We start from the raw sequence: 24,765 nt of genomic DNA, 5'->3' as shown, positions 1-24,765 counted from the left end.
AAATTTTGTCACTCACTGATGTAACCGGATTGCTCCATTGCTATGCAATTCCCGCAATCCTCGAACATCATGGTATTATTAGTTATAGAAAAAATTCTGTGTACACATAAACATGAGAAGGAGAATTCAAAAACATGATCCGTTTACACAATGATTACAACCGTGGTGCATGTAAAAAGATATTAGAGAAACTGGCACAGATCAATGGGGAAAGTTATGATGGATATGGGGAAGATACATGGTGTGAAAAGGCGACAGAGCTGATCCGGGAAAAGTGTAAGGCACCGGAAGCTGCTATCCACTTTTTGCCGGGAGCTACACAGGCTAACTTCATTGTCCATGCGGCAGCTTTAAGCCCTATCCAGAGCGTGATCTGTCCGGACAGTGGCCATGTATATGCCCATGAAGCAGGTTCTATTGAAAATACCGGACACAAGCTGGTGCCTCTTCCCTCAACAGACGGAAAGATCAGCGCAGAGCAGATCCGGGAGGTGGCAGCTTCTTATTACAATAGCGGTGAGCCAAACTATATCTGCGAGCCGAAGATGGTGTATATTTCATTTCCTACAGAATGGGGAACCATTTATTCAGAACAGGAATTAAGAGAGATCCGCAAAGTATGTGATGAGTATGGAATGTACCTGTTTGCAGACGGGGCCAGACTGGGATACGGTCTTGGTTCTGTAAAAAATGATCTGACGCTGGAAAAACTGGCAGAACTGACGGATGTATTTTACATAGGCGGTACTAAGTGCGGCGCATTGTTTGGGGAAGCTCTTGTGATCACTAACAAGAAGCTGGCACGGAAATTCCGTACTTATATGAAGCAGAACGGAGCAGTTATGGCGAAAGGCTGGCTTCTTGGCATGCAGTTTTGCAGCCTGTTAGAGGATGGCACTTACGAAAAAATGACAGCCCAGGCAGATGCTTATGCCTTAGAGATCAAGGCTGCTTTTAAAGAAAAAGGAATCCGGGAATATGTGGAAAGCTATACAAACCAGCTGTTTGTAGTTCTTACAAAAGAACAGGCAGAGGTACTGGGAAAAGAGTACACCTTTGAATATCTGCAGGATCTGGCGGATGGAAGCATGGTAGTGCGTTTTTGTACCAGCTGGGCCACAACAGAAGCTGAAAAAGACCGACTGATCAGGGATATCAGGGCATTGTGATGTTTAAAACAGAAATATGAGCAATATTGAAGATGGGAATCCTGTAAACAGATGATTTTGCAGGATTCCTATTTTTTGAATAAAAACTTCCGTCGTTTCTCTCAAAACATAGTACTCAGTCATCAACCAGCATGGTGAACTCAAAGATATTTTCAATCTCTTTTTCAGTCAGGTACAGTGCGTCGAGATTGGTTAAACCGATCAGTTTTTTGATATTTTCATTAATTCTTTGGTTCTGGGAAATATTGATATAGGTCCCATCGCCTTTGTCAACAACCCTGAAGTCACGCATAAAATTTACAAGATCATAGGAATTGATTTCGTTTTTAAAACATTTGATCTCCAGGATCCTTAAAAGAAACAAACTAAGGTAGCAGATTAAAAAATGCCCATAGATTGTTTCTTTTTTTTGTACATAAACAGGCCGGGCGTCCAGATAAGATTTGGTGATACGGAAGGACTCTTCTATTTTCCAGAGGTTGTGGTATGTGTGATATACCTGCAGGGGGTTCATGTCCAATTCTGATGTCACCAGGAGATTATATCCTGCATATTTCAGATCTTCTTCAATCTTTGCCTGGTTGATTTCAATGACTGGCTTTCTGTTTTTTCTGTTTTTATCTGTATTTGTGATCTTTATATATTTGACAGAATCCCCCAGATCCTCCCGTGCCATTTTTTTGTAAGTGGTATAGTTGGTGGCTTTGTCCACCATTTTCATGATCTCGGCTTTCTGTTTCTGTGCAAGGGAAGGATTGTAGGAAACAATGCGTTTTTCTTTTACCTGAAAAGAGATCTCTTTTTCCTTACCAGTTTCAGGATCCGATTCCCTGAATTTATAAGAAAAAGTATCCACACAGGATTTTAAGCGAAATAGAAGCTTTCCGTCTTTATCCCGATAGTTCGTATAGACATTCGCATCATTTTCGAGAAGTAGCCACTGCTTTTCTTTTTCACTCAGTCCTTTTCCATGAATGGATTTTGAGAAAATATATCCGTCCGGAGCTTCCACAACAGCAGCATAAATGTTTCTGGCACAGTTTCAGCCTTTATCTGCGACCTGAACAGTTTTTCCGGCTACTTTATAACGTTCTTTCATTTCCTGTATGATCTTCCGGATATACGGTTTCTCTGACTCATTTCCTGGATACATCTGCATCGCAAGTGGAACCAGATCCGCATCCAGAAGCAGGGCCTGCCCGATGATCGGTCCATGCCTGTTTTCCTTGGAAGGTCCCTTTTGTTTATCTTCCTTTGGAAGGTCAATTTCAAAGTAATAGTTTGTGCAGTCAAAGAAAACACTGCTGAAGTTACGCTTGTAATGCTCTTCATAACAATGGTTGAACAGCTCGATATATTTTTTATAAGATTCTCCGATAAACGCACAGCCATCGTAAATCTGATCTTCAGAAATAGGAACACCATGATAAAGATATGGGAATACGGTAGATGCCGTTTTGGATTTTGAGCAAGGGTAAAGGATCCGTGCATAGATCAGTTGTGCGATCATGTCATAAAGGTCAAACTGGAATCTTTTTTGTGATGCAAGGATATCGATCGTTTCTCTTACATTCAGTTCCGAAAGAAGAGAGGAAGCAAGAAAGTATCCGATGTTTTTTTCAAGCTGGGCAGTGAATGCCCGGGGGCGTGTTTGATCAGCAACAGAGTCTGCGTGTTCTCTGTTCTTTTTCTCCACATATTTCTGGTAATAAGAAACCGGGTCTGGAATCTCATTGGAAATGAGATCGGAGACATATCCAAAGCTTTCGATATTTCTTGAACGAGGCTGCTTTTTTTCTTTGTCCCAGTAACTTTCATACATCTGCAGATAAGTTCCTTTTTTCTTTTTATCCTGTCGTAAATAGTATGCCATATGCCCCTCCTGGCAGAGTACTATGTAGTGCTATTATTATACAACATATCAAAAATTTTTTCAATAAAAAATGCCCTGTGAGGACATCAAATTTTCCAGCAAAATCAAGGCTTATTAGATATATGTGCGATTTGAGATGTAGGGAGGAATTTGAAAACGTCGGAACTTTCATAGTACTACGACGGAAAACGGGGATGACTATTTTTTGAATAAAAATGAGTGGATCATGAATGTTTTTAGAATTGCGGGAGTGTAAAGCATGTAACAATTTTTTAGAAATAGTATGAAACAGCGAGGTTTTATGCTATACTAAACCCTAAAGTGGAGAACTATGGTCATGCACACATGAACAGTACAAACTATGCGATAGAGATGGAGAAACATATGTCAATAAATGAACAGGGAAAGGAAAATGCCATCAGCGTTCAGGATGTAACAAAGGTCTACCGGCTGTATGATAAGCCTATTGACCGGCTGAAGGAATCTATGAGTATTTCCCATAAAAATTATCATCGTGATTTCTATGCCCTTAAGGGGCTGTCTTTCCAGGTAAAAAAGGGAGAGACTGTAGGTATTATCGGAACAAACGGCTCCGGCAAGTCAACTATTTTAAAGATCATTACCGGTGTGCTCACACCAACCTCCGGTGAGGTTAATGTAGACGGTAAGATCTCTGCCCTTCTGGAACTGGGAGCCGGTTTTAACATGGATTATACCGGAATTGAAAATGTATACATGAACGGAACCATGATGGGATATACGAAAAAAGAGATGGATGAAAAGCTGCAGGATATCCTGGATTTTGCAGAGATCGGTGATTTCGTATATCAGCCGGTAAAGACTTATTCCAGCGGTATGTTCGTGCGCCTGGCCTTTGCGTTGGCTATTAACGTAGATCCGGAGATCCTGATCGTAGATGAGGCGCTGTCTGTAGGTGATGTGTTCTTTCAGTCAAAATGTTACCGGAGAATGGAAGAAATCCGTAAAAAAGGAACTACCATCCTGATGGTTACCCATGATATGGGCAGTATCATCAAATATTGTGATAAAGTTGTGCTGCTGCACAAAGGCGAATTTATTGCAGAAGGCCCAGCTGGAAAAGTTGTAGATATGTACAAAAAGATACTGGCTGGAAAGCTGGAGGATCTGCGGGCAGAGCTGGCAGCGGAAAAAGCATCAGAAAATGGAGATGCAGTGGAACTTTTAAAGGAAAAAAGCAGCGCACAAACGGATACCGAAAAGAATGAAGGCACAGAAATGTCTGATTTTTCCGGCGGAATGAATTTATCCCATACCGGTCTTATGCGTGACCAGCTGGCCATCAACACCGACCGCACCGAATATGGGGACGGAAGAGCGGAGATCTACGATCTGGGGCTTTTAGATGCCAGGGGAAATGTAACTAATCTGCTGTTAAAGGGTGAAACATTTACTATAAAAGAGTGCATCCGTTTCCATGCGGATATCCAGACACCTATTTTTACTTATACGATCAAAGATAAAAAGGGAACAGAACTTACCGGAACAAACACTATGTTTGAAGGGGCGGATATCAAGCCGGTAAAAAATGGAGATGAATATACCGTAGAATTTACCCAGAAAATGAACCTTCAGGGCGGTGAGTATCTGTTAAGCATGAGCTGCACCGGCTTTGAGCAGGGGGAACATGTGGTATATCACAGGCTTTATGATGTAACCAATATTACCGTTATTTCCAATAAAAATACTGTTGGTGTTTACGATATGGAATCACAGGTAAAGGCGGAAAAGAGGAATGCAGATGAATGACATAAGTTATGAAATCCTTGACTTATTTAAGAAATATGGCGCAGATAAAGAGGGCATCTTAAAAATCCTGGAGGCAGACAGCCGCCCGGAAGTTCTGTATGCCCTTTCAGATATCCGGCGCAACCTTATGGACTGGATGGATTTTTCAGGACAGGAAAATGTACTGCAGTTAGGCTCTGACTATGGCGTGATCACCGGTTTACTTGCAGAGCGCTGTGACCATGTTGCAGTCGTAGATGAAAGAGATGAAAATCTGGTAGTAAACCAGAAAATGAATGATGCTTACACCAATGTTTCCTATATCAAAGCGGCTGATTTCCAGAAAATGGAAACAACTGAAAAAGAAGGAAAATACGATCTGGTGGTCTTACGGTCAGACCGTTCAGAGATGGATATTAAAACTATTTTCGCTCAGGCTGCTTCTTATCTTTCAGAAAAAGGCAGACTGATCTTTGCATGTGAAAATGCTCTTGGTTTAAGCTTTCTTTCCGGCGCTGTCCATGATGAGGATGAGACTGCGTTTACAAAGGGAGAACTGGAAGAAGCATTTAAAGAAGCAGGACTTTCAAGGGTGGAATTTTATTACCCCATGCCGGAATATAAGCGGGCGGCATCTGTCTATTCTGACAGGTATCTTCCGGGAAAGGGAGATATCCCCCATGTGACCGCTGTATACGACAGACAGCGCTGGGCCTGCATCCATGAAGATGAGATCTCAGATAAGCTGGTACAGGAAAAGGCCTTTGGCCTGTTTGCCAATGCATATCTGGCAGTGGCTTCTAAGGGAGCCGGTTCTTTCAAGGCAGTATTTGCAAAATACAACCGCACCAGAAAAGAAGATTTCCAGATACGCACTGCGATCCTGGAAGAAAATGGAAAAAGATATGTGGAAAAGACAGCCCTTACAGCAGCGGCAGAGGCTCATATCCGGTCTATGCGCGAAAAATATGAGAAATTGATCAGCGTAAATCCGGCAGTAAAGGTATTAGAGCCACATTATTCCAAAGATAACAAGGCAGTCCGCTTTGGCTTTTTAAAGGGAAAAACGCTGGCGGAGATCTTAGGGGAGCAGATCACAGGAAAAAAAGCCCCGGTAGAAGCCTTAAAAGCTGCTATGGACCGGGTATTTGGACAGGCAGTTCTGAAAAAAGAACCATTTACACCAACGGATCAGTTTAAAGAGGTATTTGGTGACAGTGAAGAGATCCTTTCCTTACAGGATACTTCCTATGAAGTGAGCAACATTGATGGTCTTTTTGAAAACCTGATGGAAACCCAGGATGGGCTTTATTGCCTGGACTATGAATGGGTATTTGAGTTCCCGATCCCGGCAGGTTTCATCCGCTACCGTAATCTGGTTTATTTCTATTATAAGTATGAAGGTCTGTTGGACTATGAAAATGCTGTTCAGTTTTTAAGTGAATTTGGAATGGATGAGAAGCTGGCAGAAATTTATGCTTCTATGGAAGTGGCATTCCAGACCTGGGTACACGGCGACGGAACTCAGGGATATATGGGCAATTATAAGCAGCGTCTGGTGACACTGGAAGAATTAAAGGCCCAGGAAAAGGAGCTGGCTCAGGCGAGAGAGCGGATCAACCAGCTTCAGGCAGAGGTAGAAGAGCGCAATATCCAGGTAAAGAAGGATCAGGAGATCCTGCGTCTTACCAATAACCATGTGACCAACCTGGAGGTAATGATCAAGGACCTGCGCCATGAGGTCAACGAACTGGGCAAGCTGGCTACTTATTTAAATGGTCATGAAGCACTTGTATTTAAAATGCGCCGGAAACTGGGACAGCAGGTAAACAAGGCATTTCCAAAAGGGACTAGGAAGCGTAAGATCTTAAATTATAGCTTTAATACTGTAAAGCATCCGGTCAAATACGGAAAAATGTATGCAACCAAAGAGGGGCGTAATCTCATTGAGGGTGATTTTAAGATCGGTGACGGTTATCTTACCGGCGGACATCTTTCCTTCCCACAGTATGAGAATCCGATGGTCTCCATTGTAATTCCATGCTATAACCAGATTCATTATACCTATGCATGCCTGCAGTCCATTCTGGAATTCACAAAAGATGTGACATATGAAGTTATTATTGCAGATGATGTTTCTACAGATGCTACCGCAGAGATCGGCCGTTTTGTGGATGGACTGGTGATCTGCCGTAACCAGACCAACCAGGGCTTCCTTCGCAACTGTAACCAGGCTGCAAAAGCTGCAAAAGGTAAGTATATCATGTTCTTAAACAATGATACCAAGGTAACAGAAGGCTGGCTGTCTTCTCTGGTAAATCTTATCGAATCTGATGATACCATTGGTATGGTCGGTTCCAAGCTGGTTTATCCGGATGGAAGATTGCAGGAAGCCGGAGGTATTATCTGGAGTGATGGTTCCGGCTGGAATTATGGCCGTCTGGATGATCCGGATAAGGCAGAATATAACTATGTAAAAGATGTAGACTATATTTCAGGTGCAGCTATTTTGCTGTCAGTAGATTTATGGAAGCAGATCGGCGGCTTTGATGAGCGTTTTGCCCCGGCTTACTGTGAAGACTCTGATCTGGCATTTGAGGTGAGAAAAGCAGGCTATAGGGTAGTTTATCAGCCTCTTTCCAAGGTGATCCATTTTGAGGGTGTTTCCAATGGTACAGATGTAAATGGTACCGGCTTAAAGCGCTATCAGGTGGAAAACAGCCAGAAATTAAAGGAAAAATGGGCAGATGAGTTTAAGAAACAGTGCGTCAATGATGGAAATCCAAACCCATTCCGTGCAAGAGAGCGCAGTCAGGGCAAGAAAGTCATTTTAGTAGTGGATCATTATGTTCCTACCTTTGACAAGGATGCTGGATCCAAGACAACGTATCAGTACCTGAAAATGTTCTTGAAGAAGGGCTATGTAGTCAAGTTCCTAGGTGATAACTTCCTTCATGAAGAACCATATTCTACTACTCTTGAGCAGATGGGGATTGAGATCCTTTATGGGGATCACTGGGCAACCGGTATCTGGGACTGGTTGAAATTGAATAAAGACGAGATTGACGTAGCTTACCTGAACCGGCCTCATATTGCTACAAAATACGTGGATTTTATCAAGGAAAATACCAATATCAAGGTGATCTACTATGGTCATGACCTGCATTTCTTACGTCTGGGCCGTGAATATGAGCTGACCGGGGATATTGATATTAAGAGAGAGGCAGATTACTGGAAAGCCATTGAACTTTCCATGATGCGCAAGGCGGCTATTTCCTATTATCCCTCTTATGTAGAGATCAATGCCATCCATGCCATTGACCGGTCGATCAATGCAAAGGCCATTACTGCCTATGTATACGATCACTTTCTGGGGGATATCCAGGAAGACTTTGCAAAGAGAGAAGGACTGCTGTTTGTGGGTGGTTTCGCCCATCCGCCAAATGCAGATGCTGTGCTCTGGTTTGCAAAGGAGATATTCCCCCATATCAGAGAACAGCTGCCGGATATTAAATTCTATGTAGTTGGTTCTAAGGTAACTGATGAGATCAAGGCTTTAGAGCAGCCTGGAAACGGTATTATCATCAAAGGTTTTGTCAGTGAAGAAGAGCTGGCAGGTCTGTACGCTTCCTGTAAGGTAGTGGTAGTTCCGCTGCGTTATGGAGCAGGTGTAAAGGGCAAAGTGGTAGAGGCGATCTACAACGGCGCACCGATCATTACCACCAGCACCGGTGCAGAAGGTATCCCACAGGTTGGGCAGGTACTTGAGGTGGAAGACGATCCAAAGGTATTTGCAGATAAGACTGTGGCTTTGTATCAGGATAATGACCGCTGCCGTCAGATGTGTGAAGAAACCCAGAGGTATATCAGGGAACACTTCAGCATGGATGGGGCATGGAAAGTAATAGAAAATGACTTTTCCCGATAGCAATGAGCAGTGCGAAAAAGGGAAACACAGAACAGGAGATTAAAATGCAGGCAATCTTACTAGCCGGCGGCTTGGGGACCAGGCTTCGCAGTGTTGTAAGCGACCGTCCAAAGCCAATGGCATTGATCGAGGATAAACCATTTATGGAATACGTGACCAGAGAGCTGGTGCGCAGTGACATTACAGAGATCATTTTCGCTGTAGGCTATAAAGGTTCCATGGTGGAAGAATATTTTAAAGATGGAAGTGGATTTGGCTTTCACGCTTCCTATGCCTATGAGGAAACTCTTTTAGGTACAGCAGGAGCTATTAAAAATGCAGGCAGATTCATTACAGAAGACCGTTTTTATGTGTTAAATGCAGATACCTTTTACCAGATCGACTATACCCGTCTGGCAAAGCAGCAGGATGAACAGGATCTGGATATGGCTCTGGTGCTGCGTCAGGTGCCAGACGTGTCGCGTTACGGTAAAGCCATTTTAGATGAAAACGGTATTCTTACCGGATTTAATGAAAAAACAGCAGATCCGGTGCCGGGAACCATTAACGGCGGTATTTATCTGATGAAAAAAAGCTTGTTAGATGAGATACCGGAAGGTAAGGTATCTCTTGAAAATGAGATGATCCCAAGGTGGCTTTCTGAGGGAAAGAAACTGGGCGGCTTTGTAAATGACGGCTATTTTATTGACATTGGCATTCCAGAAGCTTATTTCCAGTTCCAGGAAGATGTAAAAACAGGAGTGGTACATTAATCGTAAGTCCGAAAGGAGAAAAATATATGGTGATCAGAGGCAGAGCGCCCCTTCGCGTCAGCTTTGGCGGCGGCGGTACAGATGTAGCACCATTCTGTGAGCAGCAGGGCGGCGCTATTATCGGAAGTACCATTAATAAATATGCATATTGTTCTATTGTACCAAGAGAGGATGATCAGATCATTGTTCACTCACTGGATTTCGATATGACAGTAAAATACAACACAAGGGAAAACTACGTTTACGACGGACGTCTGGACCTGGTAACTGCTGCCTTAAAGGCAATGGATATCAAACAGGGCTGCGAAGTGTATTTACAGTGCGATGCACCTCCAGGCTCTGGTCTTGGAACATCCTCTACAGTCATGGTGGCAATGCTTACTGCTATGGCACGCTGGAAAGGCATTATGTTAGATGCATATGCAATGGCTGATCTGGCATATGAGGTAGAGAGGGAAGATTTAAAGATCGATGGCGGTTATCAGGATCAGTATGCAGCAACCTTTGGAGGTTTTAATTTCATTGAGTTCCATGGACGGAACAATGTAGTGGTAAATCCCTTGCGTATTAAAAAAGACATTATCCATGAGCTGCAGTATAACCTGTTGTTATGCTATACTGGAAAGATACATGTTTCTGCAAATATCATTAAAGACCAGGTGCAGAACTATGAAAAGAAAGATGCTTTTGAAGCTATGTGCGAGGTGAAAGCACTGGCTTATGCTATGAAGGATGAGCTGTTAAAAGGCAATCTTCACAGCTTTGGAAAGCTGTTGGACTACGGCTGGCAGAGCAAAAAACGTATGAGCAATAAGATTTCCAATCCACAGATCGATGAGCTGTATGCAGAGGCATTAAAGGCAGGTGCATTAGGTGGAAAGCTTTTAGGCGCAGGCGGCGGCGGATACCTGTTAATGTACTGCCCATACAATGTGCGTCATAAGGTGGCAGCCCGCATGGAGTCCATGGGCGGACAGCTGGCTGACTGGAATTTTGAACTGCGCGGTGCCCAGAGCTGGGTAGCAGACGAAGAACGTTGGCAGTATGATAAGGTAAAAGTGCAGATGCCAAACGGGGAATACTGTTTTGACCTGAAATAAAGGCAGGTCTGTAAAACAGAGAAGGTTTATATAAAAATCTGACAATCGCAGAAATGGAAAACAAGACTGTGGAACATACATTAAATAAAGTAGTATTTTTAGACCGGGATGGCACCTTAAACGAAGAAGTGAACTATCTTCATAAGACCGGAGATATGAAGCTTCTTCCCGGTGTGCCCCAGGCTTTGAAAAAGTTAAAAGACGCCGGTTATAAGCTGATCGTTGTAACCAATCAGGCGGGAGTGGCAAGAGGCTATTATACAGAAGAAGATGTAAAGATCCTTCACCAGTATATGAACCAGCTGTTAGAAAAAGACGGAGCCCAGATCGATGCTTTTTATTACTGCCCCCACCATCCGGTACATGGTATTGGTGCATATAAAAAAGTGTGCAATTGCCGCAAACCGGGAACAGGCATGTTTGAAATGGCAGAGAAAGACTTTCCGGTGGACAAGACTGCTTCCTATATGATCGGGGACAAGCTTCTTGATACAGAGGCTGGACATAGATTTGGCGTTACCTCTATTCTGGTAGGAACCGGATATGGGGCAGAGCTTCATAAAGAACAGCAGGAAAAAGGTGAAAAACCGTCCTATGATCATTATGCAGAGGATCTTGGCCAGGCAGCACAGTGGATACTGGAAAGAAAATAAAACAGGAGATCTGGGTATAACTGATAAAAAACTTCTTGCAAGATCAGGTACAAAAAGAGTTACAGTTCAGCCATTACATCTTCTTGTTTCCATATTCATGAAAACAAGAAGCATGGTGGGTCCACCATATGCTGATCTGGATGAAAAAGTGCTTATGCAAGCATGCTTGCAACACACTTTCTCATTCAAACCAGCGCATGGCTGAACTGTAACCCAAAAGATTCCGGGAGCACATAGTGGCCAAAAGGAGAAAATGTATATGAAAGAACTTAGATTTTTAGATGAATTAGTGCAGCGTTATCCGGTACTTGGACCGGTAAAAGGAGATATCCTTAAAGCCTATGAGATCATGAGGGAATGCTATGAAAATGGCGGGAAACTGATGATCGCAGGAAATGGCGGCAGTTGTTCCGACAGTGAACACATTGTAGGAGAGCTGATGAAAGGCTTTGTAAAACGCCGTCCTGTATCAGAAGAGCTGGCAAGGGCATTAAAGACAGCAGACCCGCAGATGGGAGAAATTCTGGCTGACAATCTTCAGGGAGGACTTGCGGCTATTGCACTGACCGGTCACTGTGCCCTGACAACTGCCTACTCCAATGATGTAAACGGAGACCTTACCTTTGCACAGCAGCTCTACGGCTATGCAAAAAAGGGCGATGTATTTCTGGGGATCACTACATCCGGAAATTCTAAAAATGTACTTTATGCAGCAGCTGCGGCCAAAGCATTAGGTGTGACTGTGATCGGACTGACTGGCCGTGACGGTGGAAGGATCAAAGACTTTTCCCATGTTTCCATCGTGGTTCCAGAGCAGGAGACCTTTAAGATCCAGGAGCTTCATCTTCCTGTATACCATGCACTGTGCCTGATGCTGGAGGATCATTTTTATGAGTCATAAGCATGTATATGCAATACCTGCCTATGGTGATTCACCTTATCTGGAAAGCTGTATTAAATCTCTGAAGGAACAGAAAGTGGTATCTCCTGTGATCCTGTGCACATCCACCCCAAGCCCGTTTTTAGCAGATATGGCAGAAAAATATGATCTGCCCTACTATATCCGGGAAGGAAAAAGCAATATACGGGATGACTGGAATTATGCATATTCCATGGCAGATGCAGAATTTGTCACCATAGCCCATCAGGACGATAGGTATTGCAGAAACTATGGGGAAGAACTGTTAAAGGCAGCAGCCAAATATCCGGATATGACTGTATTTACTTCTGATTATGCCATTTTGAAAAACAAAAAGGTGATCACCGGGGATAAGATGCTGTGGGTGAAGCGTTTTTTACGTATTCCCCTGCGTTTTCACAGGCTTTGCAGTTTAAAACCAGTAAAAATAATGCCTCTTGTATTTGGAAATCCCATCTGCTGCCCGGCAACTACTTACAGTAAAAAGCTGTTAGGAGAGCCATTTGTCCAGTCAGGGTATCAGTTTGCTTTAGACTGGGACCACATGGTACAGCTGGCAGGAGAAAAAGGACGGTTTATCTGTGTGGAGAAGCCTCTGATCTATTACCGGGTCCATGAGGGGGCGACTACAAATGCCTGCATCAAAGACAACCGCAGGGCAAAAGAAGAAACAGAAATGTTTAGCAGATTCTGGCCAGAACCGGTGGTCAGGCTGATCATGAAGGGATACTCTTCCGCTTATAAGGAGTACGAATAAAGAAATAAAGGAACAGGTAAAAATGGGGAGTGAAAAAAGGAAAGAAGGTCTTTTGCTGGCTGTATTCTGGCTGGCAGCAGTTATCCTTATAGGAACCGCTGCAAACAGACTGATACTTCATGGCCCTGTGGGGGAAACATTACAAAAGAGAGAAACAGGATGGATGCTTTTAGAACTGTCTGTCCTGTTTTTATGGAATTTATGGTGGCTGTGCCTGGCAGTAAAACACAGGGGAAAAAGAAAGATGGCAGCAGCGTGTCTGGTATCCGGGTGGCTGTTTTTCCTGTGGGGACACAGTATATTGCTGCCGCTCATTGGTGCCGGCATATGGATGGCAACGGTGATGGGATATGGTATCTGCATCAATAACTGTTTTTTAAGTGGTTCCGGTAAAAAGACCAGATACCTGCTTCCGGTCTGGGAAAAGATCACCTTAGGGCTGACCACCGGAAGCGCTGCCTGGATGGTCATGGTATGTGGGATTTCCCTTACAGGTCATGGAGGTATCGGACTTTGGCGAAAGATAGCAGTTGTGCTGTGTGTGGGGATAGCGGCAGTCTGGCTGTGGAAAAACAAAGAAATTTTCAGCAGGTCTGTGGATAACCACAGCAGTACAGAGAAAAAGGGGATGAAGAAACAGAATGCAGTAAGTGGATGCAGCAATATGCTTCATGCAATTATGCCGGAAGATGTGCTTCAGGCAGCCCTTCTTGCATTCATTCTTACCATGCTGTTCCTTCAGGCGGGCCGTTTAAACCATGAGCTGGATTATGATTCCCTTCATTATGGACTGCGTTCCCCGTATATACTGGATAATGGAGAAGGTATTTATGAGAATCTGGGACTGATCAATCTGGTGTATACCTACAGCAAAGGTGCAGAGGTGCTGGTGCTTCCATTATCAGGTACACCTACCTATGGTTTTTTGCTTTCATTCACTTTCTGGACCACAACAGTCAGTGTGATAACGGCTGTGGTGATCGGAACACGTTATGGTGGAAAAAAGGCCGGTTTCTGGACCGGGGCACTTTTTTGCGCAGTTCCCGGTATTATGAACATGGCAGTTTCTGCCAAAAGTGACAGCATAACTCTGATGTGCCAGCTTATTATTTACGATATGCTGTGTCTGGCAGTTACCAGAAAAGATGGAGAAAAAAATGTCTGCACAAATAGTTCACAGAAGATCAGGGAAAATCCTGTAACAGGAGTGACAGAAACAGAGCGGTCGTGTAATACAGCTCCATGGCTTATTTTCGCCGTATCTGTTTATATCCTTTCTCTTGTTTATAAACCAACAGCCCTTATATTTTCTACTGCCCTGGGCGGTGTGGGACTGGTGTGCCTGCTTATTTTCAAAAAAGCAGGAAAACAGGATAAAAGAGGATTTTTAACCTGGATCTTTCCTATACTGGCAACTGCAGGATTGTGGTATCGCACCTGGCTTCTTACAGGAGTTCCTGTTACCTCTGTATTTGCCAATTTCTTTGAAAAAATAGGTTTTAAAGTAAAATATCCCTACAACTTTTCACATGTTATCGGTGATCCGTCTATTCTTTCCACTGAGGAAAAAATAGAAAGGCTGCTGGGGCGTTTAAAGGGAATCCTTATTTCTCCGGTGGGAGAAGATATGGATCATGTAATCATTGCCTGGGGAAGTATTCTGGTAACGGCACTTTTGCTGTTTTGGATTTTTCAGGTAATAATAAGAGTTATAAAACGTCAGAAGATCTCACAGCTGGATTTTTTTGACGGTTTTCTCATGATCACGCTGTTAGCAGGTTCAGCAGCCAGCATTTATACACTTTCACAGGTAGATGGAAACTATTTTATGCTGGTGTATGCAGTTGTAGTTATCAGTACCATGCGGATCACAGGGGACTGGTTGAAGAAAGAAGAACCGGAAAACAATGGCACAGCAGCTGTAAGGGACAGTAAAGATCAGTGTACCATCCGCAAAACGGGGCTGTCAGGTAAGGATTCCCTGAGGATCGGCATCTGCCTGTTAGCAGTTCCATTCCTTCTCTTTAATACTCTGGTCACATCCTCTACCAGCTGGGCGGGGTGTCCGGGCTTTACACCATTTAAATTGGCAGGTAAGGGGTACTATAACCACCGTTATCACAGACACGAAAGCTGGGAAAGAAGAGGCTGTAAGGAACTTTGTTCACGGCTTACCAAAAAGAACCGGGTAGTAGCCTTTGGTTTTCACCCCCAGGTGCTGGATATGGACTGCAGCGTGCAGAGCTATTATGACATAACAGGAAGCGGCGGAGACGTATATTTAGTAAAAAAACTGGCCTATTTCGAAGAATATTTAAGATGGGCCGGAACCGAATATATATATGTACAGGCGGGCTATCTGGCAGACCAGCCAAGAGCCACACAGATCATTGAAGATATGATCGCAGAAGGTACCTTAAAAAATCTTACCTTTGAGTGGGGAAATATGCTGGCAAGAGTAGATCTGGACCACCCATTTAAAGAACCGGATGAAAGATTAGTGCAGCTGTTCCGTGATGCCTACAGCATGGTGAAAAACGGAGAATAAGCCAGGCGTAAACAGGAACAGAAAGATTCACTGCAATTTAAGGAGGCAGAATTTTGGACACCAGGGAAAGAATTAAATTCAGGATCGGATTTTCCAGAATGGAAAAACAATATCAATGGAAGGATCATGTGATCTTCATGGGACTTCTCTTAGGACTAGCTGTGTGGTTGAACCATGGGATACAGATCAAGGGTCTTTATATGGATGATCTGTATTTCTGGTCCTGTTATGGCGAGCAGAGCTTTGTGGAATATGTCTTTCCTATGGGAAGTACCCGTTTCCGGTTTTTATATTACCTTGCAGCCTGGCTTGAAATGGCTGTAGTGAGAAACCATGTAGCCCTTTTTGTACCTATTAACATATTGCTAAATGCAGCATTGTCCTGGTACCTGTATTCCATTGGCTGGCGGTTGTCCAGGGCGAAAGCGATCGGCTTTTTTACAGGGGCCATGTTCTTGGCCAGCCGTATGGCATATTACCAGATCGGACAGGTTTTAGGACTGATGGAGACGATGGCACTTTGGATGGCTGTTTCCATTCTCTGGAACCTGTACCGTTATATCAATGAAGAAAACAGAGAGAACTGTTTTTATTTTGCCAGCCTGCTGTATTTCGGAGTATGTTTTGTACATGAACGTTACATGGCACTGCTGCCATTGCTGATTCTGGCTCTTATCATTAAAAAATGTAAAAAAATATCCCTCTGGTTCAGTACAGTCCTTTCCTTTGGAATGGTACAGCTGATCAGGGCTTTTACCATTGGTTCTGTCCTTCCGGCAGGAACCGGAGGAACACAGGTAGCAGACACATTAAATATCCAGCAGGCCATTAAATTTGCTTTTAGCCAGGCTGCATATGTGTTTGGTATTAACGCAGGCCCGGAACACTTAAATGGCTGTCCATGGGGTGAAAGTCCCATGTGGGTCAAAGGCCTGACTGGTATGGCAGATGTGATGATCCTTATTATGGTGCTGGCATTTCTGGTAAAATTTATCGTGGAAAAACAGAAAGAGCGGAAGTTTACCATGCTGTTCAATGCTATGCTCTTTATCGGCTTTATTGCTTTAAATATTGCCTCATCCAGCGTTACCATACGTGTGGAAATGCGCTGGATCTACGTATCCTTAGCTGGTGCATTACTTTTCCTTTCTTACATCTATGGGGAACTGACAGAAGGAGTAAAAAAAGAACTGTATCTGAAGAGACTCTGGCCATGGGGGATCCTTTTTGGGTTGTATGTGCTGCTTATGCTTCCGTCAGAACTGTTTTACCGCAGCTGCTATCCAAAGCTGTATCTGTGGCCGGACCAGCTGCGCTATAATTCCCTTGCAGAGCAGACCTATGAAAAATACGGGGACAGCATATTTGGGAAAACCATCTATATCATGGGCAATACGTATCAGATGAGTGATTTTACTGCCCGTACCTTCTTTAAGGTGTTTGATCCGAAAATGAAGGCAGAGGGTACAAAAGTAGAGTTCATAGACAGTATCCGGGACATCGGACAGGTAGATGACCAGATGCTGGTACTCAGAGAAGATCCGGCTCATAATGCATTCCAGGATATTACGGATTTTGTCCGCAGCCTGAAACTGCAGATCGATTACGGGTATTATTCCGATGGCTGGATGGATGAACATGCATCCCTTACAGTGATGGCAGGTTCCACCGGGGAAATAGAACTGGAATTTATGTATCCAGGTGTAATGAGCGGCGGGGAAGTCATTTACATTACAAAAGATAAAGAACCGGTCCGTACACTGCCTCTTCACTCCAGCGTAGTAAATACCACGCTTCAGGCAGAGCCGTGGCAGTTAGTCCATCTGGGATTTGACTATAATTTCTATATGCAGAATGCCAGAGAGCAGAGAGGCGAAGACCGTCTTGCCGCTATCGTGCATATTACAACACCGTAAAAATGTACTTCCGGAGTCTTTTCGCAAAATCAGGCACAGAAAGATTCCGGGAGAACATAAAAATGTACTCTCGGAGTCTTTCATGCACTTGCCTTTGCGGCCGATTTTCCGCCAGTCGCACCCGAATTTTATCAACGTACGCACCGCGTACGCCTCAAAAATTTGGGCACAACTGACAAAAAATCTTCTCGCAAAATCAAGTACAAAAAGATTCCGAGAGTACATAACATGGTTCAGGAGGATAAATACATGAAAATTCCCGGTAACAGGGAGCAAAACAGGAGCAATGCTGTTAAAGAAGCCCATCTTTGGTTAATACCACTTTTGGGCATTGCATTTCTTCTGTGGTATATCAAAAATGCGACCTGTGATGTGGTCTATTCCGATTATATCCGTCTGGTAAACAGTTATCTGCCAGATGTATGTGATCCAAAGAAATTCTTTGTGGCAGATGTGCTGACCCGTATCCCTATTAACTATCTGGCCCGTATTATAAATGTAAAGCTTTTTGGCTTTTCCATCACCTTTGACCGGGTACTGGGGGCTGTAAGCGTAGGTCTTGCAGCCTGGTGCTTTTCTGCCTATTCCCGTCAGTTAAAGGTTCAGATAACATGGTTTATAGCCCTTATGGTGGTCATGTTCAGCCTGAACAAATGGGAAATGCTGACAAATGGAAGCGGCTGGTCCCATTTCTTTGCATTTGCCTGCTTTTTCTATCACCAGATTCTTTTTGACCGCTATTACAGAGGACAGGAAAAAAAGTGGGACAAGACCAGACTTATGCTTCTTCCCTGGCTTATCATCCTGGGAACAGCCGGTCCTTACTGTGCAGTCTATGCCGCTGTTATGATACTGGCATCCGGTGTGGCAGCACTGCTGGCTGATGATTCCAGGCGAAAAGAATATATTACATTTCTTTTCTGTACTCTTATGCCCCTGCTCCTTTATATACTCAGCAATTCCTTTGCAGTAGAAGAACATGCAGGAGCTACCGGCAGGTCACTGGGACAGATATTAGCCGATCATCCTGCATTTCCCGTCCGCTTTATCCTTAAATCCCTTGCAGGAATGTTTATTGGAGGGGAAGAATTACAGCAGTGGATGCAAAATGGTTGTATTTCCAACAAAATCATATATCTGTTGGGAGTTATCCTTATGTCCGGCTATCTGTGGTCCCTGTGGTTAAACATAAGCCTTGGCATTTACAAAAAAACGCTCTTTCCATTGATGCTCCTTGTATCTGGCGGGGCAAATCATCTTCTTATTTTCCTTTCACGTTACATTTTTGAGAAAGAGGACTATGCCTTAAGCTCCCGCTATGCCCTGCAGTTTCAGGCAGGTGTGCTGGGGATCCTTCTTACATTTGCCCTTGCATCAAAAATACGCAGACAGCATACCGGTGGCAGAACGTTAAAAAGGGCAGTGCCTGTTCTTGAAATGGCCTTCTGTATTGCAATCCTTCTTGGAAATGGTTATACTACTTATCGTGAGATACAAAAGGCACCTTACAGAGAAGAAAACTTTGAAAAAATGGCAGAAATGGCACCAGCTATTCCAGCCATGACAGAAGAAGAACTAAAAGAACATTCCAAAGAAATAAACAGCCTTTACGAATATCGGAAAGGTACAGGCAAGATCCAGGAAGCATTCCGTATCCTGGAAGAAAACCACCTGAATATCTTCAGGGATAAATAGTGATAATGATGTTTAAAAACAGAAGATGTCCTTTCGGAGTCTTTCCTGCACTTGCTTTTGTGGCCGATTTTCCGCCAGTCGCACCCGAATTTCATCGACGTACGTCCCACGTACGCCTCAGAAATTTGGACACAACTGACAAAAAATCTTCTCACAAAATCAAGCACAGGAAGATTCCGAGAGAACATAGAAGAACTCTTGGAGGAAAGATTGAAAATGAAAGTAGTTATCTTAGCAGGCGGCTTCGGCACCAGGATCAGCGAAGAAAGCCATTTAAAACCAAAGCCAATGATCGAGATCGGTGAAAAGCCGATCCTGTGGCATATTATGAAATATTATTCCGAATTTGGATACCACGATTTTGTGATCTGTCTCGGATATAAGCAGTACGTTGTAAAAGAATTTTTTGCAGATTACTTCCTGCATACATCCGACGTTACCTTTGACCTGGCAAATAACAGCATGGAAGTACACAACAACTATTCTGAGCCATGGAAGGTCACACTGGTAGATACCGGTTTAAATACCATGACTGGCGGCCGTGTAAAACGTATCCAGCAGTATATTGGAAACGAGCCATTTATGCTTACCTATGGTGATGGCGTTTCCAATGTAGACTTAAATGAACTGATAGCGTTCCACAGATCCCACGGTAAGATCGCAACGATCACGACTGTGAATCTGGGACAGTCCAAAGGCGTGTTAAACATTGCAGATGACAATACTGTTCTTTCCTTCCGTGAAAAAGATGATAATGACGGCGCTCTTATCAACGGCGGTTTTATGGTAATGAATCCGGAGATCTTTGATTATCTGGAAGGTGATTCCACCGTTTTTGAGCAGGGACCAATGCAGAAGCTGGCAGCAGAAGGCCAGATGAAGTCCTTCTATCACGGTGGCTTCTGGCAGTGCATGGATACCCAGAGAGAGATGAAAAAATTAGAAGAACTGTGGCAGTCAGGAAAAGCACCGTGGAAGATCTGGAAAGATTAAGGAGTTGTTATGACATTAAAAGAACTGAAATCATTTTATAATGGAAAAAGGGTACTGGTCACAGGCCATACAGGATTCAAAGGCTCATGGCTGGTGCGTATCCTTACACTGGCAGGCGCCCAGGTAACTGGCTATGCCTTAAATCCGCCTACAGAACCAGCTCTTTTTGAAATAGCAGGGCTGGAAGATACCATCAAAAGCATCACCGGAGACATACGGGATCTGTCACATCTGCGCCGCGTTTTCGATGAAGTAAAGCCGGAGATCGTATTTCATCTGGCAGCACAGCCTATCGTCCGTGAATCCTACAAAGAACCTGTTTACACATATGAGACCAACGTAATGGGGACAGTAAACATTTTAGAATGTGTCCGTCTTACTGACAGTGTAAGATCCTTCTTAAATGTAACAACTGATAAAGTATATGAAAACAAAGAATGGGAATACGGATACCGTGAATGTGACCCATTAGATGGTTATGATCCATATTCCAACAGTAAATCATGTTCCGAACTGGTAACACACAGCTACAAAAAATCCTTCTTCGGGGACGGACGGTGTGCCATTTCCACGTCCCGTGCCGGAAATGTCATTGGCGGCGGTGATTTTGCAAGTGACCGCATTATCCCGGACTGCATCCGCGCAGCAGCAGCCGGAAAGCCCATCCAGGTAAGAAATCCACATTCCACAAGACCATACCAGCATGTGCTGGAGCCATTGGCAGTATATCTTACCATTGCCATGGAACAGTACAAAGACAACAAATACCAGGGTTACTACAATGTAGGCCCGGATGACAGGGACTGTATAACAACAGGAACCTTAACAGACCTGTTCTGCAATGCCTGGGGAGAGAAAATGACCTGGGAAAACCATTGGGCCGGCGGCCCTCATGAGGCAAATTTCCTGAAATTAGACTGTTCCAAAATCAAAACTGTATTTGGCTGGACACCAAGATATACAGTAAAAACAGCCATTGAAAAAACAGTAGAGTGGTCAAAAGAATATTTAAACGGGGCAGATATGTTAGAAGTAACAGACCGCCAGATCCGGGAATTCTTTTCATAAGACCGTCCCGGCAGTCCAATTATAAAATTGCTAGTAGGAGATAAAAAAATGTTTGAACATACAACTGAAGCAGAGGCAAGAAAGCAGATCTTAGATCTGGTAGCTGATTACTGCGACACATTCCATAAGAAAAAAGAATACAAAGAAGGAGACCGCATCCCATATGCTTCCAGAGTTTATGACCATAGTGAAATGGTCAATCTGGTAGACAGCTCTCTGGAATTCTGGCTGACTTCCGGCCGTTATACAGATGAATTTGAGAAGAAACTGGCAGAATACCTGGGTGTGCGTTACTGTTCCCTGGTCAATTCCGGTTCCTCCGCAAACCTGATCGCATTTATGGCACTGACTTCCCCATTACTGGGAGACCGCCGTGTAAACCGCGGTGACGAGGTGATCACCGTTGCCTGCGGCTTCCCAACTACAGTAGCGCCAATGATCCAGTACGGTGCAGTGCCGGTATTCGTAGACGTGACCATCCCACAGTACAACATAGATGTGACCATGTTAGAGGCTGCAAGATCTGAAAAGACAAAAGCAGTTATGATCGCCCATACCTTAGGCAATCCCTTTGACCTTCGGGCTGTAAAAGCATTCTGTGATAAATATAAACTGTGGCTGGTAGAAGATAACTGTGATGCTTTAGGAACACAGTATACAATGGAAGAAGACGGAAAAGAAACAGTACATTTCAGCGGCACAGTAGGTGATATCGGAACCTCCAGTTTTTATCCGCCCCATCATATGACCATGGGAGAAGGGGGCGCTGTTTACACCAACAGTCCGCTTTTAAATAAGATCATCCGATCCTTCCGTGACTGGGGAAGAGATTGTATCTGTCCATCCGGACATGATAACCTGTGCGGACACCGTTTTGACCGTCAGTATGGGGAGCTTCCACTGGGGTATGACCACAAATACGTATATTCCCATCTTGGATATAATTTAAAAGCAACCGACATGCAGGCAGCTATTGGATGTGCCCAGTTAGACAAGTTCCCGTCCTTCGTAGAACGCCGCCGCCACAATTTTGCAAGATTAAAAGCGGCATTGGCAGACTGCACCGATAAACTCATCCTTCCAGAAGCAGCACCACATTCCAATCCAAGCTGGTTTGGATTTTTGATCACATGCAAAGAAGGTACAGACAGAAACGCAGTTGTCCAGTACATTGAAAGTAAAGGCGTACAGACACGTATGCTGTTTGCCGGTAACCTGATCAAGCATCCATGCTTTGATGAAATGAGAGCATCAGGTAAAGGATATCGCGTAGTAGGAAACTTGGAAAATACAGAGAGGATCTTAAGAGATACTTTCTGGGTTGGAGTTTATCCGGGAATGAATGATGAGATGATCGATTTTATGGCGAAGACGATTCGGGAGGCTATTGGAAAGTAATTCCAGAAGGTCCGAACTGTGAAATGGGGGCTTGGTTTTTCAGTGTATCATTGTCCACTGGCTTTCGCATGCGTCTGTTCGCCTGCATCGGACTGCGTCCGTTGCATTCGGACATCCGCGCTCAAGATGTGGACAATCGATAAACTGAAAACGCCCCCTTTTCCCAGTTCTACAAATAAGCATGAGTGAGGAAAGAGAACATTGTGATGAAATTTGGGCACAACTGACAAAAAATCTTCTCACAAAATCAGGCACAGAAAGATTCTGAGAGAACATCATTTGGTAAAGGAGGGGAAAGATTATATGGCAGAAAATATGGAAAACACAAATACTGTTAGTGTCAATAAAATCAGTGGTATTGACATTAAAGATAATGCTGGATATGACATGAGTCGTGTTCACAGGGCCAATCTGACTATCCTTAAAGAAATTGACCGTATTTGCCGTAAATATAAAATACAGTATGCCTTAGATGCAGGGACTCTTATTGGGGCAGTGCGTCATAAGGGGTTTATTCCATGGGATGATGATGCAGATATTGTCTTTACGAGAAATCAGTTTGAAGCATTTAAAAAAGTAGTAAAAAGAGAACTCCCAGATACAATGGAACTGGTAGAACCAGACAGCTTCCATGGAGGAAAGGCATTTTACGACTTTACTCCCCGTATTATCTATAAAAAAAGCCGTATGCACCCAGACAGTGATAAAATGGACTACTATGATGGAAAACTAAACCACCTGTGGGTAGACCTGTTCATTCTGGATAAGCTTCCAAAAGGAAAAGCAGCAGCAGAAATCACCCGTTTCCTTCATAAAGCCATTTACGGCCTTGCAATGGGCCACCGCCACGATTTAGACTATAGTAAATACAGCCTGATGCATAAAATCTTTGTAGGCGGTCTTGCAACAGCAGGAAAACTGATCCCTCTGAAAGCAATATTTGCGATGCAGAAAGCAATTGCCCTTAAAGACAGACACAGTAAAGGCGACTTACGCTATTACAGTAACTACCAGCCAGATTACCTTTACGTTACACTTCACAAAGACTGGTGTGAAGAAGTAATAGATGCCCCATTTGAAGACACCACCCTTATGATCCCCAAAGGCTGGGATCCGGTCCTGAAAGAAATATATGGCAATTATATGCAGCTTCCACCAGAAGAACAGCGGATCCCGACTCATTCCAGCTTACAGATACAGGTATATGACGAATGAACAATACAGCAGAAAACAACAGTAAAAACAGCAACGATATAAACGAAAACAGCAAAAGCCTCCGTAAACTATCAGTAGTCGTATCCGTGTACAACGAAGAAAAAGCTTTGCGAGAATTCTATAAAGAAACCAATAAAATCCTGGAACAGATAAAAAAATCCGGCTGGGAGCATGAACTCATATTCGTTAATGACGGAAGTGCAGACAACAGTTTAAGCATTCTGGAAGAACTGGCAAAAGAAGACCATGATGTAAAACTCATCAGTTTTTCACGGAACTTTGGACACGAAGCAGCAATGATAGCCGGTATCGATCACAGTACAGGAGATGGGATCATCTGTATGGACGCAGATCTGCAGCATCCACCGGAATGTATCCCGAAAATCATAGAAAAATTTGATGCTGGTTATGAGGTCATCAATATGGTCCGCACGAAAAATGAGTCTGCGGGTCTGATAAAGAATATAACATCTTCTGGTTTTTACTGGCTTATTAACCATATTTCAGATGTCCATTTTGAGCCAAACGCCTCTGATTTCTTCGCCATCAGCCGCCATGTAGCCCAGGTCCTTAAAGACAACTACCGTGAAAAAGTACGTTTCCTTCGCGGCTACGTACAAAATGTAGGCTTTAAAAAAACTAACATAGAATACGAAGCCAGAGCAAGGGTGGCAGGGGAGAGTAAATACAGCATTAAGAAGTTATTTATTTTCTCTATTAATACCATACTCTGCTTCTCCAATATGCCGCTGAAACTGGGAATTTATGCAGGTGTGTTTTCGGCAGCATTGGGCGTGCTGGTTATGGTATATACTCTTTGTACCCGCCAGGGAGCTCCCAGTGGTTATGCAACGATCGTGGTACTTTTATGTTTTATGTTTGCAATGATGTTCCTGCTGATTGGGATCATAGGTGAGTATATTGCGATCCTTTTTACAGAATTAAAGGATAGACCGGTTTATATTGTGGAAAAAACAGAAAATCTATAAGAAAAAGTGCATCTTCCACCCGTTA

At 43.6% G+C, this 24,765-nt stretch carries 17 protein-coding genes and 1 pseudogene; 16 read left to right on the top strand and 2 right to left on the bottom strand.

Features of this window, described 5'->3' with window-relative positions:
• Positions 1–134 precede the first annotated feature (134 nt).
• The gene (locus OGM16_02515; GenBank protein ID UYJ47168.1) at positions 135–1,169 is read left to right on the top strand and encodes an aminotransferase class I/II-fold pyridoxal phosphate-dependent enzyme; all 1,035 of its coding nucleotides are present in this window, start codon (positions 135–137) and stop codon (positions 1,167–1,169) included.
• A gap of 115 nt (positions 1,170–1,284) precedes the next feature.
• Here the strand turns inward: OGM16_02515 and OGM16_02510 are convergent, their stop codons facing one another.
• Together OGM16_02510 and OGM16_02505 are read right to left on the bottom strand one after the other, a co-directional pair.
• Positions 1,285–2,181, bottom strand: a complete 897-nt coding sequence (locus tag OGM16_02510; protein ID UYJ47167.1) for a transposase — start codon at positions 2,179–2,181, stop codon at positions 1,285–1,287.
• A 30-nt stretch (positions 2,182–2,211) separates the two neighbouring features.
• Positions 2,212–3,042, bottom strand: a complete 831-nt coding sequence (locus OGM16_02505; protein ID UYJ47166.1) for a hypothetical protein — start codon at positions 3,040–3,042, stop codon at positions 2,212–2,214.
• A 384-nt stretch (positions 3,043–3,426) separates the two neighbouring features.
• Between OGM16_02505 and OGM16_02500 the strand changes: the two genes are divergently transcribed.
• From OGM16_02500 to OGM16_02430, 15 genes and pseudogenes are all read left to right on the top strand, one after another.
• The gene (locus tag OGM16_02500) at positions 3,427–4,830 is read left to right on the top strand and encodes an ABC transporter ATP-binding protein (GenBank protein UYJ47165.1); all 1,404 of its coding nucleotides are present in this window, start codon (positions 3,427–3,429) and stop codon (positions 4,828–4,830) included.
• Positions 4,823–8,737, top strand: coding sequence for a glycosyltransferase (locus tag OGM16_02495; protein ID UYJ47164.1), 3,915 nt, complete (start codon positions 4,823–4,825; stop codon positions 8,735–8,737). The genes OGM16_02500 and OGM16_02495 overlap by 8 nt, the downstream gene beginning before the upstream one ends.
• Before the next feature lie 44 nt (positions 8,738–8,781).
• Positions 8,782–9,489 (top strand): nucleotidyltransferase family protein, encoded by a 708-nt coding sequence (locus OGM16_02490; protein ID UYJ47163.1) that lies wholly within the window; start codon positions 8,782–8,784, stop codon positions 9,487–9,489.
• A 26-nt stretch (positions 9,490–9,515) separates the two neighbouring features.
• Positions 9,516–10,589, top strand: a complete 1,074-nt coding sequence (locus tag OGM16_02485) for a GHMP kinase (GenBank protein UYJ47162.1) — start codon at positions 9,516–9,518, stop codon at positions 10,587–10,589.
• A gap of 68 nt (positions 10,590–10,657) precedes the next feature.
• A complete protein-coding gene (gmhB, locus tag OGM16_02480) occupies positions 10,658–11,242 on the top strand; it encodes a D-glycero-beta-D-manno-heptose 1,7-bisphosphate 7-phosphatase (GenBank protein ID UYJ47161.1) in 585 nt (194 codons plus the stop codon).
• 259 nt (positions 11,243–11,501) lie between these two features.
• Positions 11,502–12,143 (top strand): SIS domain-containing protein, encoded by a 642-nt coding sequence (locus OGM16_02475; GenBank protein UYJ47160.1) that lies wholly within the window; start codon positions 11,502–11,504, stop codon positions 12,141–12,143.
• The gene (locus tag OGM16_02470; protein UYJ47159.1) at positions 12,133–12,918 is read left to right on the top strand and encodes a glycosyltransferase family 2 protein; all 786 of its coding nucleotides are present in this window, start codon (positions 12,133–12,135) and stop codon (positions 12,916–12,918) included. The genes OGM16_02475 and OGM16_02470 overlap by 11 nt, the downstream gene beginning before the upstream one ends.
• Before the next feature lie 22 nt (positions 12,919–12,940).
• Positions 12,941–15,466: a hypothetical protein gene (locus OGM16_02465; GenBank protein ID UYJ47158.1), complete on the top strand. Its 2,526-nt coding sequence runs from the start codon at positions 12,941–12,943 to the stop codon at positions 15,464–15,466.
• A gap of 53 nt (positions 15,467–15,519) precedes the next feature.
• Positions 15,520–17,382 (top strand): hypothetical protein, encoded by a 1,863-nt coding sequence (locus OGM16_02460; protein ID UYJ47157.1) that lies wholly within the window; start codon positions 15,520–15,522, stop codon positions 17,380–17,382.
• A 249-nt stretch (positions 17,383–17,631) separates the two neighbouring features.
• Positions 17,632–19,077 (top strand): hypothetical protein, encoded by a 1,446-nt coding sequence (locus OGM16_02455; GenBank protein ID UYJ47156.1) that lies wholly within the window; start codon positions 17,632–17,634, stop codon positions 19,075–19,077.
• 216 nt (positions 19,078–19,293) lie between these two features.
• Complete coding sequence (gene rfbF / locus OGM16_02450; protein UYJ47155.1) at positions 19,294–20,070, top strand: glucose-1-phosphate cytidylyltransferase; 777 nt, start codon at positions 19,294–19,296, stop codon at positions 20,068–20,070.
• A gap of 9 nt (positions 20,071–20,079) precedes the next feature.
• Positions 20,080–21,138 (top strand): annotated as a pseudogene (gene rfbG / locus OGM16_02445) (CDP-glucose 4,6-dehydratase).
• A 48-nt stretch (positions 21,139–21,186) separates the two neighbouring features.
• A complete protein-coding gene (gene rfbH / locus OGM16_02440; protein UYJ47154.1) occupies positions 21,187–22,536 on the top strand; it encodes a lipopolysaccharide biosynthesis protein RfbH in 1,350 nt (449 codons plus the stop codon).
• A gap of 387 nt (positions 22,537–22,923) precedes the next feature.
• Entirely contained in the window at positions 22,924–23,751 is an 828-nt protein-coding gene (locus tag OGM16_02435; protein UYJ48375.1) for a LicD family protein, read from the top strand.
• Positions 23,748–24,740, top strand: coding sequence for a glycosyltransferase family 2 protein (locus OGM16_02430; GenBank protein UYJ47153.1), 993 nt, complete (start codon positions 23,748–23,750; stop codon positions 24,738–24,740). The genes OGM16_02435 and OGM16_02430 overlap by 4 nt, the downstream gene beginning before the upstream one ends.
• Positions 24,741–24,765 lie beyond the last annotated feature (25 nt).

It is taken from the genome of Lachnospiraceae bacterium, assembly GCA_025758065.1.
Classification (GTDB): Bacteria; Bacillota; Clostridia; order Lachnospirales; family Lachnospiraceae; genus Enterocloster.
The sequence above is the reverse complement of the archived record's forward strand: the minus strand, read 5'-3'. Positions and strand labels throughout refer to the sequence as shown.